Annotated in this window: 11 protein-coding genes; 7 read left to right on the top strand and 4 right to left on the bottom strand. The window is 67.2% G+C overall.

Annotated elements, in window-relative coordinates; translation table 11 throughout:
- The first annotated feature begins 80 nt into the window (after nucleotides 1–80).
- Nucleotides 81–4,748 carry a glutamate synthase large subunit gene (gene gltB / locus ASF27_RS00405; protein ID WP_244480911.1) on the top strand — a complete coding sequence of 1,556 codons (4,668 nt, stop codon included), beginning with the start codon at nucleotides 81–83 and terminating at the stop codon, nucleotides 4,746–4,748.
- A 204-nt stretch (nucleotides 4,749–4,952) separates the two neighbouring features.
- A complete protein-coding gene (locus ASF27_RS00400; protein WP_056265875.1) occupies nucleotides 4,953–6,383 on the top strand; it encodes a glutamate synthase subunit beta in 1,431 nt (476 codons plus the stop codon).
- Nucleotides 6,384–6,401: 18 nt separating this feature from the next.
- Here ASF27_RS00400 and ASF27_RS00395 read toward each other — a convergent pair whose 3' ends face one another.
- From ASF27_RS00395 to galE, 3 genes are all read right to left on the bottom strand, one after another.
- Complete coding sequence (locus ASF27_RS00395; protein ID WP_056356911.1) at nucleotides 6,402–7,748, bottom strand: SGNH family hydrolase; 1,347 nt, start codon at nucleotides 7,746–7,748, stop codon at nucleotides 6,402–6,404.
- Nucleotides 7,749–7,833: 85 nt separating this feature from the next.
- The gene (locus ASF27_RS00390; RefSeq protein WP_056357797.1) at nucleotides 7,834–8,976 is read right to left on the bottom strand and encodes a lytic murein transglycosylase; all 1,143 of its coding nucleotides are present in this window, start codon (nucleotides 8,974–8,976) and stop codon (nucleotides 7,834–7,836) included.
- Nucleotides 8,977–9,056: 80 nt separating this feature from the next.
- Nucleotides 9,057–10,046: a UDP-glucose 4-epimerase GalE gene (gene galE / locus ASF27_RS00385; RefSeq protein WP_056171650.1), complete on the bottom strand. Its 990-nt coding sequence runs from the start codon at nucleotides 10,044–10,046 to the stop codon at nucleotides 9,057–9,059.
- A gap of 255 nt (nucleotides 10,047–10,301) precedes the next feature.
- Here galE and galU point away from each other — a divergent pair, with 255 nt between their 5' ends.
- Together galU and ASF27_RS22950 are read left to right on the top strand one after the other, a co-directional pair.
- Nucleotides 10,302–11,168, top strand: a complete 867-nt coding sequence (gene galU, locus ASF27_RS00380; protein ID WP_056171649.1) for a UTP--glucose-1-phosphate uridylyltransferase GalU — start codon at nucleotides 10,302–10,304, stop codon at nucleotides 11,166–11,168.
- 459 nt (nucleotides 11,169–11,627) lie between these two features.
- Nucleotides 11,628–11,834 carry a DUF817 family protein gene (locus tag ASF27_RS22950; RefSeq protein WP_056356908.1) on the top strand — a complete coding sequence of 69 codons (207 nt, stop codon included), beginning with the start codon at nucleotides 11,628–11,630 and terminating at the stop codon, nucleotides 11,832–11,834.
- 283 nt (nucleotides 11,835–12,117) lie between these two features.
- Here ASF27_RS22950 and ASF27_RS00370 read toward each other — a convergent pair whose 3' ends face one another.
- Entirely contained in the window at nucleotides 12,118–12,333 is a 216-nt protein-coding gene (locus tag ASF27_RS00370) for a hypothetical protein (RefSeq protein ID WP_056171645.1), read from the bottom strand.
- A gap of 427 nt (nucleotides 12,334–12,760) precedes the next feature.
- On the opposite strand from ASF27_RS00370, the gene ASF27_RS00365 reads away from it, so the two are divergent.
- The 3 genes from ASF27_RS00365 to ASF27_RS21315 all read left to right on the top strand — a co-directional run bounded on the left by ASF27_RS00365 (nucleotide 12,761) and on the right by ASF27_RS21315 (nucleotide 14,767).
- Nucleotides 12,761–13,897 (top strand): trypsin-like peptidase domain-containing protein, encoded by a 1,137-nt coding sequence (locus ASF27_RS00365; protein WP_056357795.1) that lies wholly within the window; start codon nucleotides 12,761–12,763, stop codon nucleotides 13,895–13,897.
- Nucleotides 13,898–13,967: 70 nt separating this feature from the next.
- The gene (locus ASF27_RS21320; RefSeq protein ID WP_082478727.1) at nucleotides 13,968–14,231 is read left to right on the top strand and encodes a hypothetical protein; all 264 of its coding nucleotides are present in this window, start codon (nucleotides 13,968–13,970) and stop codon (nucleotides 14,229–14,231) included.
- Nucleotides 14,228–14,767, top strand: a complete 540-nt coding sequence (locus tag ASF27_RS21315; protein WP_082478726.1) for a J domain-containing protein — start codon at nucleotides 14,228–14,230, stop codon at nucleotides 14,765–14,767. Before ASF27_RS21320 ends, ASF27_RS21315 begins: the two co-directional genes overlap by 4 nt.
- Nucleotides 14,768–14,802: the final 35 nt, after the last annotated feature.

Here is a 14,802-nt window from a genome sequence, read left to right as displayed (position 1 = left end):
ATGCTCGCAAGCGAGCACGTCGGAGGCGAGGAATGGTGAGCGTGGTCGCATCTGCTGAATTCGGGGCGCTTCAGGCGTCCATTCCAGCCACCCGAGACGGCGGTGCGCCCCTCGTCGTGCGGGATCAGGCGCTGCCCAAGGCTCAGGGGTTGTACGATCCTGCCCGCGAAGGCGATGCCTGCGGTGTCGGCTTCGTCGCCGACATGCACGATCGCCGGACCCACGCCATCGTCGCACAAGGGCTTCAAATCCTGAAGAACCTCGACCATCGCGGCGCCGTGGGCGCCGATCCGAAGATGGGCGACGGTTGTGGCATCCTCACGCAGATTCCGCATGCCTTCTTCACGGCCGAGTGCGCCACGCTCGGTATCACCCTGCCGGAGCCGGGCCATTACGGCATCGGCCAGTTCTTCCTGCCGAAGGACGACGAGGCGCGGCGGCTCATCGAGGAGATCGTCGAGAAGGCCCTGGCCGAGGAGGGCCTGCCGCTGCTCGGCTGGCGCGACGTTCCCGTGGACCCGAGCGACCTCGGGGTGATGGTCAAGGAGACCGAGCCCCACCACCGCCAGGTTTTCATCGGCCGCCCGGCCGCCATCACGGACGAGGACGCTTTCGAGCGCCGCCTCTTCACCGTTCGCAAGGTGATCTCGAACAAGGTCTACGGCCTCAAGGACCCGCGGGCCGACGTCTATTATCCCGTCTCGCTGTCGACCCGGACCATCGTCTACAAGGGCATGGTGCTGGTGACCCAGCTCGGCGACTATTATCGCGACCTGCAGGACGAGCGTTACGTCTCGGGCCTCGCCCTCGTGCATCAGCGCTTCGCCACCAACACCTTCCCGACCTGGCGCCTGTCGCACCCCTACCGGATGGTCGCGCATAACGGCGAGATCAACACCCTGCGGGGCAACGTCAACTGGATGGCCGCGCGCCAGGCCAGCGTCGATTCCGAGCTGTTCGGCAACGACATCTCGAAGCTGTGGCCGATCTCCTACGAGGGCCAGTCCGACACCGCGTGCTTCGACAATGCCCTCGAATTCCTCGTGCAGGGCGGCTACTCGCTGGCCCACGCCATGATGATGCTCATCCCCGAGGCGTGGGCGGGCAATCCGCTCATGAACGAGGAGCGCAAGGCGTTCTACGAATACCACGCCGCCCTGATGGAGCCGTGGGACGGTCCGGCCGCCGTGTGCTTTACCGACGGCCGCCAGATCGGCGCGACGCTGGACCGCAACGGCCTGCGTCCCGCGCGCTACCTCGTCACCGACGACGGCCTCGTGGTGCTCGCCTCCGAAATGGGCGTGCTGCCGATCCCCGACGAGAAGATCGTTGAGTCCTGGCGTTTGCAGCCGGGCCGGATGCTGCTCATCGATCTGGAGAAGGGCCGCATCGTCTCCGACGAGGAGATCAAGAGCGAGCTCGCCGCAGCCCACCCCTATGCCGAGTGGGTGAAGAACACCCAGATCGTGCTGGAGGACCTGAAGCCCGTGATCCCGCGCGCCTCGCGCTCGGACGTGTCGCTGCTCGATCGCCAGCAGGCGTTCGGCTACAGCCAGGAAGACCTCAAGCTGCTCATGGCGCCCATGGCCGTGACCGGCCAGGAGGCGGTGGGTTCCATGGGCACCGACACGCCGCTCTCGGCCCTCTCGGACAAGCCGAAGTCGCTCTACTCCTACTTCAAGCAGAACTTCGCGCAGGTCACCAACCCGCCGATCGACCCGATCCGCGAGGAGGCTGTCATGAGCCTCGTCTCGTTCATCGGTCCGCGCCCGAACCTCCTCGACATGGAAGGCGCGTCCCGCAAGAAGCGCCTGGAAGTCCGGCAGCCGATCCTCACCAACGGGGATCTCGAGAAGATCCGCTCGATCTCGCACTTCGAGGACCGGTTCGACACGAAGACCCTCGACATGACCTTCCCGGCCGAGACCGGGGCGGCCGCCATGGAGGGCGCCGTCGACCGCCTGTGCGACCGGGCCGAGGTCGCCGTGCGCGGTGGCTACAACATCATCATCCTGTCGGATCGCGGCGTCGGCCCCGATCGCATCGCGATTCCCGCGCTCCTCGCCACGGCCGCCGTACACAACTACCTCATCCGCAAGGGGCTTCGCACCTCCGTGGGTCTCGTGGTGGAATCGGGCGAGCCACGCGAAGTGCACCACTTCGCGTGTCTCGCCGGCTACGGCGCCGAGGCGATCAACCCCTACCTCGCCTTCGAGACGCTGATCGCGATGAAGGACGAGTTCCCGCCGGACCTGACCCCGGACGAGATCGTCTACCGCTACATCAAGTCCATCGATAAGGGCCTGCTCAAGGTCATGTCCAAGATGGGCATCTCGACCTACCAGTCCTACTGCGGTGCGCAGATCTTTGACGCCATCGGCCTGAACTCGGCCTTCGTCGCGCGGGACTTCTTCGGAACCGCCACCACCATCGAGGGCATCGGCATGGCCGAGGTCGCCGAGGAGACGGCGCGCCGTCACACCGACGCGTTCGGCGATGCACCGGTCTACCGCACGGCGCTGGATGTGGGCGGCGAGTACGCCTACCGCCTGCGCGGCGAGAGCCACACTTGGACGCCGGATTCCGTGGCGACGCTCCAGCACGCCGTGCGCCTCGGCCTTCCCGACCGCTACCGCGAATACGCCCGCCTCGTGAACGAGCAGGAGAGCCACCTCAAGACCATCCGGGGCCTGTTCCGCATCAAGCAGGCGGCCGAGCTCGGCCGAGCGCCCGTCGCCATCGAGGCGGTCGAACCGGCCGTCGACATCGTCAAGCGCTTCGCCACGGGCGCCATGTCTTACGGCTCCATCTCGAAGGAAGCACACGAAACCTTGGCCATCGCCGTGAATTCGTTCGGCGGCCGCTCGAATTCGGGCGAGGGCGGCGAGGAGGTCGAGCGCTTCAAGCCCATGGCCGATGGGCGTTCGCGCCGCTCGGCGATCAAGCAGGTGGCGTCCGGCCGCTTCGGCGTGACGACGGAATATCTCGTCAACGCCGACATGATGCAGATCAAGGTCTCGCAGGGCGCCAAGCCCGGCGAAGGCGGCCAGCTGCCCGGTCACAAGGTCGACGCCAAGATCGCCAAGGTCCGCTACGCCACCCCGGGCGTCGGCCTGATCTCGCCGCCGCCGCACCACGACATCTATTCCATCGAGGATCTCGCCCAGCTCATCTTCGACTTGAAGAACGTCAACCCGGATGCCGACGTCTCGGTCAAGCTGGTGTCGGAAGTCGGCGTCGGCACCGTAGCGACTGGTGTCGCCAAGGCACGGGCCGACCACATCACCATCTCGGGATTCGATGGCGGCACGGGCGCGGCGCCGCTCACCTCCATCAAGCACGCCGGTGGTCCGTGGGAGACGGGTCTCGCCGAGACCCAGCAGACCCTTGTGCTGAGCCACCTGCGGGGCCGCGTGGTGCTTCAGGCCGATGGCGGCATCCGCACAGGTCGCGACGTTCTCGTCGCGGCGCTGCTCGGTGCCGACCAGTTCGGCTTTTCCACCGCGCCGCTCATCGCCGCCGGCTGCATCATGATGCGCAAGTGCCACCTGAACACCTGCCCGGTGGGTGTGGCGACGCAGGACCCCGTCCTGCGCAAGCGCTTCAAGGGCACGCCCGAGCATGTGGTCAACTACTTCTTCTTCGTCGCCGAGGAGTTGCGCGAGCTCATGGCGGCCATGGGCTACACCAAGCTCGAAGACCTCATTGGCCGGGCGGACTTCCTCGATACCCTCGAGGTGATCAAGCACTGGAAGGCGAAGGGCCTCGATTTCTCGAAGCTGTTCCACCGTCCGGACGTGCCGGCGCACGTGGCGATCCGGCATACGGAGAAGCAGAAGCACCCCATCGACGACGTCCTGGATCGGCGCCTCATTGCCGGTGCCAGGGCGGCGCTCGAGAGCGGCGAGGCTGTCGTGGTCGAGGATGTGATCAAGAACTCGGATCGCACCGCCGGCGCCATGCTGTCCGGCGCCGTGGCCAAGCGCTACGGCCACGAGGGGCTTCCCGACGACACCATCCGGGTGAACCTGTCGGGCACCGCCGGTCAGAGCTTCGGTGCCTGGCTCGCCGCAGGCGTCACCGTGGTGCTGACGGGCCATGCCAACGACTACGTCGGCAAGGGCCTGTCGGGCGGCAAGCTCATCATCCGCCCGTCCGACGCTCTGCGGGCGCCGTCCGCGCACACGATCATGGCCGGCAACACCGTGCTGTACGGCGCCATCGCGGGCGAGGCCTACATCCGGGGCTCGGCCGGCGAGCGCTTCGCCGTGCGCAATTCCGGCGCCATCGCGGTGGTCGAGGGCATGGGCGACCATGGCTGCGAGTACATGACCGGCGGCGTCGTCGTCTCCATTGGCGAGACCGGGCGCAACTTCGCGGCCGGCATGTCGGGCGGCATCGCCTACGTCCTCGATGCCGATGGCTCCTTCTCGGCCCGCTGCAATCTGTCCATGGTCGATCTCGAGCCCATCGAGGAGGAGGACGACCTGATGCGTCGCTTCCATCAGGACGGCGATCTCGAGACCAAGGGCCGCGTCGATATCCTTGCCGACATGTCGGGCCACGACGAGGAGCGCCTGAGCCAACTCATCACCAACCACCTGAAGTACACGGGCTCCCCGCGTGCCAAGGAGATCCTGGATGATTGGGCCGGCTACCGCACCAAGTTCGTCAAGGTGATGCCGGTCGAGTACCGCCGGGCACTGCGCGAGATGGAAATGGCGCGGATGCCTGTGGCAGCCGAGTAGGCTCCGCACTGCAGACCCGTGTCGTAACCCGACACGATCGTCGCTCGGGTGATCCTACCCAGAGGGTGGCGGTTTGCGCGACCGGGCGAACGACATGAGAAGCGAACTGGCGAAGAAGCCGGTTCGGAGGAAGAAAGCGGAACAGGCCGATCCGGCCGCTTTCCGTGCGACGGATCAGACAGACTCGCGAAAGACAGTCAGACGATGGGCAAGGTCACGGGTTTCCTCGAATTCGACCGGCAGGAGCAGAAGTATCAGCTCGCCGCCGACCGCGTGCGGCATTTTCGTGAGTTCACGCTGCCGCTGGACGAGCATGACCTGAAAAAGCAGGCGGCCCGCTGCATGGATTGCGGCATTCCGTTCTGCCACGGGGATACCGGCTGCCCGGTCCACAACCAGATTCCGGACTGGAACGAGCTCGTGTTCCAGTCGGATTGGGAGGAGGCGGCGCGCAACCTGCACTCCACGAACAACTTTCCCGAGTTCACCGGCCGCATCTGTCCTGCGCCCTGCGAGGAGGCCTGCACGCTGAACCTCGAGAATCAGCCTGTGGCGATCAAGACCATCGAGCAGGCCATCGCCGATCGCGCCTGGAACAACGGATGGGTCAAGCCCGAGCCGGCCAGCCACAAGACCGGCAAGAAGGTTGCGGTCATCGGGTCCGGTCCCGCCGGCATGGCCGCGGCGCAGCAGCTCGCTCGCGTCGGCCACGAGGTCCATGTCTTCGAGCGTGAGCCGAAGGCCGGTGGCCTGCTGCGCTACGGCATCCCCGACTTCAAGATGGAGAAGCGCCATATCGATCGGCGTGTGAAGCAGATGGAGGCGGAGGGCGTCCGCTTCCACTACGGCGTGAATGTCGGCGTGACGAAGCCCCTCGACGAGCTCTCGGCCGAGCACGACGCGGTTCTGTTCGCCGGAGGCGCAGAAGACCCGCGTAACCCGCAGCTGCCGGGTCAGGACCTGATCGGCGTGCACTACGCCATGCCGTTCCTCGTCCAGTCCAACCGCCGGGTCGGGGCGGAGCCGATGCCGGGCAACGGCGAACAGCCGATCCTCGCAACGGCGAAGAACGTCGTCGTCATCGGCGGCGGCGACACGGCGTCCGATTGCGTCGGGACCTCGTTCCGCCAGGGCGCCCTGTCTGTGACGCAGCTCGATATCCGTCCCCGTCCGCCGGAGCGCGAGGACAAGCTCTCGGTCTGGCCGTACTGGCCGACGAAGATGCGAACCTCTTCGAGCCAGGCCGAAGGGGCCGAGCGCGAGTTCCAGGCGGCGACCCTGCGTCTCGAAGGCAAGAAGGGCAAGCTCACCGGCGTGGTCTGCACCCGCGTCGACGAGAAGCGCCAGCCCGTCCCGGGCGGCGAGTTCGTGCTGCCGGCCGATCTCGTCTTCCTGGCGATCGGCTTCGCCGGCTCCGTTCGTAAGGGCTTGCTGGAAGAATCCGGTGTGACCATGGACAAGCGTGGCAACGTCACTGCCGACACCGTCGATTATCGGACCTCGAACGAAAAGATCTACGTCGCCGGCGACATGCGCCGTGGGCAATCTCTCGTGGTGTGGGCGATCCGCGAGGGCCGGCAGGCCGCGCGGTCCATCGACGAGGCGCTCATGGGCGCCAGCGTCCTGCCGCGATAGGAAAGCAGGGTCGCCGGTTCAGCCCGGCGGCCAGCGGAAGTCGTCTGCCCGTCCCGGTTGCGTCACGGGTGCGGCACCCCGTAGGAGTGCCCGCTCGACGTTGCCGGATGGATCGGCGTCGCGGGGCCGCCCGCTGACAAGCGTTCCTCCAGGCGCGAGTTCAGCCCTTCCAAGCGGAATCACCGGCCCGGCGGCCGGTTTGACCGGCAGGGCCGGGATGCCGGGTGGCTCTGGGAGACTCGGCAGCATGGCGGTGATCTGGCGGTCGATGGCCGCCGCATCGTCGAGGCGAGGAGCCTCACCCTCGGCCGGTACAGCGGGAGCGGTCGCGACCGGGACGGCCGGCGTCGCGCTCGTCCCCATCATCCGCTTCAACTCGACATCGGCGAAGTGCGCGAGTTTGCGCGCACCGGCCTTGGTGAAATGGACGCCGTCGCCAGCGCGCAGCTTCGCCTCCTGTCCGTCGAGATCCGGCCCCGTGGCGGCGTAGCGGTTGCGGTCGTCGACGAAACCCGGCCAGATATCGACGTAGGTCTGACCCGCTTTGGTAACGCGCTCGCGGGCGATATCGTTGATTTCGGCGAGATCCTTGGTGAGGGATTCGCTGCGCATCGGCGGCACTCCGACCCAGATCAGCGGGATCTTGTGGTCGGAGAACACCTTCACCAGGGCTTCGACGCGCTCCCCGTAGATCTGGCGCCAACGTTCGCTCAGGGGCTCGATGGTCTGGTCGCCATCCCGGATCGGTTGACGGTCGTTCGCACCGACCATCACCAGCGCATACGCGACCTTCGGAGTGGACTTGAGCGTGTCCTCGACGGCCTTCGGCCAATCTACGATATCCTTGCGTACCAGGCCACTGTCGGCGCGCGATCGGTCGACGATGCCGATCTCGGTGTTGTCCTCGAACACATCGGTGAGTCCGGTGCCGAGGGAGCCGGCCAGGGAATCCCCGAATACCGCGATCCGGGTGGCGGGCTCGGCCTTGGGCACGGTGGGCTTCGGCTGCGCGATGACCGGCGCCGGGCGCGGCTTGCGCCGGACCGCACGGGGATCGTCGGCATAGGTGGGCGTGCGCGGCCGCGGCGTCGGACGAATGGTCGGCGTCGGCGCCGGCTGTGCCTGCTGGGGCCGGTCCTCCCACGGCCAATAGAACTGGCGCGGTGCTTCCTGCGGCGGCGGCGCGTAACGACGGTTCGACTGCCGGGCGCCATAGCCGCCGTCGTCGCGGTAATACTCCCGCGCCCTTCGCGAAGGCGCGTCGTAGGAATCGCCCCATTGCGCAGCGGCGGGCGGAGCTGCACCGAGGAGCAGGACGAGGCCGACGAGGGAGGACCAAGCCGCGCGAGGTGCCGGCAGCGTCATGACGAACCTTCTCGAGAACCGGACGGGCCGGTGCGGTAGACCTAATCCTAACCGAGGACGGGCCCTCGGTCTAAGGGCAACGTCGTCAGGGACGGTGCTTCAGGTGTTCGAGGAGCGCGGGTGTCGCGTAACCATCGGCCGGCAATCCTTGCTCGATCTGATAGCGGCGTACCGCCTCGCGCAGTTTCGGCCCGGCCCGGCCGTCGGGCTCGCCGGCATAGAGCTTTCGGGCGGACAGGCCCGTCTGCAGGGCCTGGAGGCCGGCTTTGTCGAGGCGGGCCGCGTCGCTCGGCCATGGCGCGACGAGGGAAGGTCCCCCGGCGAGACGGTCGGCGAGGTGGCCGACGGCGAGGGCGTAGGAGTCGGAGGTGTTGTAGGCCCGCACCACCTCGAAATTGTCGGTGATCAGGAAGACCGGCCCCCCGAGGCCTCCGGGCAGGAAAAGGCTGGCGTTTCCCGAGGGCGGCAGGGGCGCGTTATCTGTTCGGCGCACGCCCCGCCGGGCAAAGTCCGACAGGTCGGCTCGGTAGGCTGTCAGGTCGAAGCCCGGCGGCAGGGTGACGGCATAACCCCAGGAGAGGGCCGGATTCCAGCCGAGGGACTTCAGGTAGTTCGCGATCGAGGCCAAGGCGTCGGCCTGCGAGCCCCAGATGTCTCGGTGGCCGTCGCCGTCGAAATCGACGGCATGGGCGAGGAAACTCGAGGGCAGGAACTGGACTTGCCCCATCGCCCCGGCCCAGGAACCTTTCATCCCGGACGGCGCGATGTCGCCGCGTTCCAGGATCGTGAGCGCCGCCAGGAGTTCATCTCGGAATAGGGTGCCGCGGAATCCCGCCTGAGCCAGGGTGGCGAGCGCCCGGACCGTCGGCACCGTGCCGGCGCTGGCGCCAAAATCGGACTCGACCCCCCAGAATGCCAGGACGATCCAGCGCGGTACGCCGAAGCGTGCCTCGATCGCCGCGAGGGTGGGGGCGAGGCGCGCCGCCTGTGCCTGTCCACGTGCGATGCGGCCCGGAGAGACCGCGCCGACGAGATACTCCCAGACGGGACGGGCGAACTCGCCCTGGCGCCGGGTCCGTGCGAGGACATCCGGGTCCGCCGTGGTCACGCCGGAGAAGGCTGCGGCAAAGGTCCTGGGCGAGACCCCGCGGCTGAGGGCGTCGGGGCGCAGTGCTTCGATGAAGGCACGGAGGTCCGTAGGCGCCGGAGGCTTCTCCGCTGCGGGCAGCTTCGGAGTGGGCTTCGTGGGCTCGGACCTCGCGGTACCGCAGGCCGCGAACAGAAGCACGACGGCGAGGCGAAGGCCCGTCACGTGCGGTTGCGCTTCGTCAGGGCATCCTCCCAGGCGAGCGCTTGGCCGACGATCCCTTCGAGGCTGGCATGGCGCGGCGTCCAGCCTAACCCCCGGATCCGGTCCGCCTGGGCGATGATCCGCGCCGGGTCGCCAGGACGGCGCGGGCACAGCCGAACCTCGAAATCCTTGCCGGACACGCGTTTGACCACCTCGATGACGTCGAGGACGGAGTAGCCCTGGCCGTAGCCGCAATTCATAGTCAGACTCTCGCCGCCGCCGCGCAGGTGGTCGAGGGCGACTCGGTGCGCCTCGGCGAGGTCCGAGACCTGGATGTAGTCCCGCAGGCACGATCCGTCCGGCGTCGGGTAGTCGGTGCCGTAGACGTCGAGGTGGCTGCGCTGACCGAGGGCGGCTTGCGTCGCGACCTTGATGAGATGGGTCGCGTTCGGGGTCGACTGTCCGGTGCGTCCGCGCGGGTCCGCACCCGCGACGTTGAAGTAGCGCAGAATCACGTAGGTGAAGCCGTGCGCCCTCGCGGCATCGGCGATCATCCACTCGCTCATGAGCTTGGAACGCCCATAGGGATTGATCGGAGCGGTCGTGAGATCTTCCGGCACGGGTACGATATCGGGCTCGCCGTAGACGGCTGCCGTGGACGAGAAGATGACGTGGCGGACGCCTTCACGCACGGCCGTCTCAATGAGGGCGCGGGTTTTGACCGTGTTGGCGAGGTAGTAGCCCAGGGGATCGGCGACGGAATCCGGAACGACGATGCGCGCGGCGAAATGCGCCAAGGCGTCGATGCCATGTTCGCGGATGATGCCGGCCACCAGTGTCTGATCGGCGATATCACCGGTGACGAGGGTCACTTCCGGCGGCAGGGCCCAGTCGAAGCCCGTCGAGAGATCGTCGAGCACCACGACACTCTCATGACCTGCGTCGAGCAGGGCCAGAACCATGTGGCTACCGATATAGCCCGCCCCACCCGTCACCAGAACAGCCATGCCGACATCCCCAAGCAGATTGCGCAAGAGTGGTCACCGGGTCTGCATCGAAAACCTCCGGTCCACCAACTCTTAAGCGGGTGAGGCGTTGGCTGGCCGATGCGAACCTGCTCAGGACCGTGGACACCCGATATATCGTAAAACCTTCGCATCGGTTATGCCGTCTCACGGTCACGCTGTAAGACCGGTCTCGGGATGCTGTCGTGCGACGCCTCCGAGGCTCGTCCCACCCCATTCGATACCGGGTCCCGCTCGATGAAACCGATTCGCAAGGCCGTTCTTCCCGTCGCTGGCCTCGGGACCCGATTCCTTCCCGCGACCAAGGCGATGCCGAAGGAGATGCTCACCGTCGTCGATCGCCCCGTGGTGCAACACGTCGTCGATGAGGCGCGCGAAGCCGGGATCGAGCATTTCATCTTCGTCACCGGGCGCGGCAAGGCGGTGATCGAGGACCATTTCGACATCTCGTTCGAACTCGACCGGATGCTCCTGGAGCGCGGAAAGCAGGCGGCCTACGACGACCTGAAGCGCGATCTGCCCGCGGCTGGCCAAACCAGCTTCACCCGCCAGCAGGAACCCCTCGGCCTGGGCCATGCCGTATGGTGCGCCCGCGAGATCGTCGGCGACGAGCCCTTCGCCGTTCTCCTGCCGGACATGCTCAGCCGCGGCTGCATGCAACAGATGCTGTCGGCCTACGAACGCCACGGCGGCAACGTGATCGCCGTCGAGGAGGTCGCCCCCGAGGAGACCCACCAGTACGGCATCGTCAGCGTCGGCGACACCTTCGGTCAGACCTTCGAGATCACCGGTATGGTCGAGAAGCCCAAGCAGGGCACCGCCCCGTCGAATTTCATCATCTCGGGTCGCTACATCCTTCAGCCGGAAATCTTCGAAGTGCTGTCCCATGGCAGGAAGGGCGCTGGCGGCGAGATCCAACTCACCGACGCGATGATCGAGCTGGCGCAGTCGCAGGACTTTTTCGGCATGCGCTACGAAGGTCGGACCTACGACACCGGTTCGAAACTCGGTTTCCTCACGGCCAACCTCGCCTACGCTTTGGAACGCCAAGACCTCGGCGGTCCGTTGCGGGCCGAGATCGCCCGTCTGCTGGCTGAGGCGTAGCCGGCACCCGCGCCGCTCGCGAGCGAAGGACGGCCTCAGGGAAAAGCTGAGCAAATCCTCCGAAAACACTTGCGTTTTGTGCGGCGCACACTAGTTTGTGCATTGCGGGAGCGCGATGGCGTCGCGCTCCCGTTGCCCTTCTTGGGCGTTTCCTCCCTAGACTTCGGGCCGCTCTTCGGAGCGGCCTTTTTTTCTGTGTGAACCAGCCACGCGCGATGAGCGCCCTGTGTCCGATACGGCGGCCGCCCAGACCGGCAAATGTCGCTGAGATCACGATTCAAGTTTCGATTTGGATCACGGCGCCGCTCGGCTGTGGCCAGTGCTCACCCATTTTACCGCTACCGAGGCAGGGCTGGGAGCTAGGGCGCAGGCACAAAGTCCCCTCGTCGGAGGCGTGTCCGAGCTTGAGGTTCGGCGTGAAGCAGGCCCGGGCCTGCCTCTTCCGGGGGCTCGATCTGGATGCCGCTTATCGCGAGCGTCCTGTTCGATCCGGCGGACGCTTCGCTGCACCGCTACGATGCCCTCACCCTGGCGGTGGTCAAGATCTGGATCGCGATGCTCGCAGTGCGGAGGGAAACCTGGGAGGAGGCGAAAGTCATCGCCCCGTATCACGTGATCGGAACCGTCGTGAAAATCTCCGAGACCGGGGTCGGATCCTGGATCTAACCGGAGGCCAGGGTTCCACGCTTCTCATGCGTCCCGCCCTTCACGGGCTTCTCCTATGCCAGCCTCGGCTTCTACCTCGGCTTCTACATCGCACGGGTCTGGCGCTATCCCGACCAGCGCGCCGGATGGGAAGTGGTACCCTTGGGGGAAGTTCGGCTCGTGGGACCGTCTGATGATCGCGTCTTATGTGCTCGTCACCCTCGTGAGCCGGCCGCGGGAAGTCCGGCGGTCGGCTCGCGGGGAAGGCCGGCCAATGCAAAGGCCGGTAGCGTCGCCGATCATCTCAGTTGAGGTACGTCCGAATCCAGTTCGGGGAAAGGATTTCGCCTTCCTCGGTGATGATCCAAGGCTGCTTGGCAGGATCGGTGAGGGCGCCGGCGGCGGCCTTGATGGCCTCGCGCAGGGTGTCGTAGCGCTCGGGCTGAGCGAGAGGAGCCGGGATCGGCGCAGTCCGCCAGATGGTCAGATCGGCGGGACGTTCGAGGGCTTCGGTTTCCATGGGTCCTGTTCCTTGATCGAGAGGGTCGCTCCCCGCGATGCCGGCTGTTCGGTCTCACCCGTTGTAAGGGGGGCAACCTGAACGGCCGCTGCGGAAAGTGATTGGCAATGGCAGCATCTCTGGGGCGGCTTTGCGATCTTTTCGGGCGAAATCCTGGAGGTTGCGTCCGTTTCGACGCAGGCTCAGACCGACGGTATGAGCCTCGCTGCGTCCGCTGCTGCTTTGGAGATACCGCTTTGTCGGGATACGGGTCTTCTCTGGGTCTGCCCTATAGGTAGGCTGTAGCTGTCGCCTTGGAATTGAACGGTGTGCGAACGCACCCGGATCGTCCCTGCGCTTGAGCATCAGTTGACCCTAGAGGCGTCACCGAGCGGTTAATGCCGCAGTGCAGCAAATGGGTTCTCCCATTTTTTGGAAGAGGATGGTGATGGCGGACCGGTTCGTGCGAATGGCGGCGGGCGCGGCGCTCGTCCTGCTCGCGCTCCTCGTGGCGCAGCCCTACGTGACGGCTTTCCTGTTCGCGGCACGAACCCCACGCGCCATCACGGCTCGGGGGGATCTGGCATCGGTGGAGACCGCCACCGTTGCGCTTTTCGCCCAAGCGAGCCCGTCCGTGGTTCATGTCTTCGCACAGGCCGCGGCACAGGGGCGTGCGCTCCTCGGCGCGGAGTCCGAGGATGGCGGAGAGCGGGAGGGCAGCGGATCGCAAACGGGCACGGGCTTCGTATGGGATGCGGGCGGGCACATCGTCACCAACAACCACGTCGTGGCCGCTGCGGCGCAGGGGGGCGGCTCCGTCTCGGTGCGGCTCTCCTCCGGGGTGGTGGTGCCGGCTCGCATCGTCGGGGCCGCGCCGAGCTACGACCTCGCCGTACTCCGACTCGGCCGCACCACGCCCCCACCGCCGCTCGCCATCGGCACCTCCGCCGACCTCAAGGTCGGCCAAGCCACCTATGCCATCGGCAATCCGTTCGGCCTCGACCACACCCTGACCACCGGCGTCGTCAGTGCACTCCAGCGCCGCTTGCCGACGGCCGAGGGCCGTGAACTTTCGGGTGTGATCCAGACGGATGCGGCGATCAATCCGGGCAATTCCGGCGGGCCCCTTCTCGATTCGGCCGGGCGCCTCATCGGCGTCAACACGGCGATCTTCTCGCCGTCCGGGGCCAGCGCCGGCATCGGCTTCGCCATCCCGGTGGACGTGGTCAACCGCGTCGTGCCCGAACTCATCCGGAACGGGCGCACGCGCAATCCAGGTATCGGCATCATCGCCGGACAGGAATCGGTCACCGCCCGCCTGGGAATCGACGGGGTCGTGGTGGTACGGGTGATCCGGGGGTCGCCGGCGGCGCAAGCCGGCCTGCGCGGCGTCGATCCACAGACGGGCGCCATCGGCGACGTCATCGTGGCGGCCGGGGATCGGCCGATCCATCGCCTGGCCGACCTCACCGCCGCCATGGCGGCCGCAGGCATCGACGCCACCATGGATCTCACAGTCGAGCGCGACGGCCGTCCTCGGCGCGTCCGCGTCACCACGACGGATGTCGCCGAAGCGCGACGCTGACAGGTGACGCCGCCCTTCATGTCATTTGGACGCGCGAATGGTCTAAGGTCGAAGATCACGAGAGCGGCCGATGCGTCCTGACCCTCGCCTTCTGGCGATCCTCACACTGATTCTGTTGAACTCCAGCGCACAGGCGGGGGAGGGGGCACGACCGCGCGCGGCGCGGCTGCCCTGTCCGCAGGATGCGCCGGAGGGCGTGCGCCTGCCGGACCGGCCGGGCTGTTCGACCCTGCCGACGGCCAGGCCGCCCGATGGGGATGGGTTTCGCGATGTCGGGGGCGTGCGTCTGCGTGTCGGGGGCCGCGTTGGCGCCGAGTACGGAAGCGCCCGATGACCCTGCTGCTCGCGGGCTTCGGCCTCTTGCTGATGTGGTGGCTCGGCCGAAACGCCCTGCGCCGTTCGCCCGCCGCCACGACGCGGCTCCTGCGGCGGATCGGGGGGTACGCGGCCCTGGCTGCGGCCGGACTGGTCCTGGTCCGGGGCCGGCCTGAGCTCGGGATGATCCTCGTCGTCGCGGGTCTCTGGCTCCTCGAGGGTGACGCCGGCCTGCGCCACCGGTGGAGCGCGCTGTCGCGGCGGGTCCGCGGCAAGCTTCCCCTACAGGCGGATCTCGACCGCCGGCACGCCGGCCGGCGTGAACACGCTGAGGCTGACGCCGACCCGCGGTCGCGCCGTCCGGCGGACCCAGGGGCGATGACGCAGGAGCAGGCCTATGAGGTCCTGGGGCTTGAGCGCGGGGCGTCCCTGGAGGACGTCCGCACGGCTCACCGAACGCTGATGAAGCGGCTCCATCCCGACCAGGGGGGGACGGCCGAGCAGGCGGCGCGCGTCAACGCGGCCCGAGACAGGCTGACGAACCGACATCGCTGATACTCCACGCGCGTGCCAGAGGGATCGTAGGGACG

The organism is Methylobacterium sp. Leaf102 (assembly GCF_001422425.1).
Classification (GTDB): Bacteria; Pseudomonadota; Alphaproteobacteria; order Rhizobiales; family Beijerinckiaceae; genus Methylobacterium.
The sequence above is the reverse complement of the archived record's forward strand: the minus strand, read 5'-3'. Positions and strand labels throughout refer to the sequence as shown.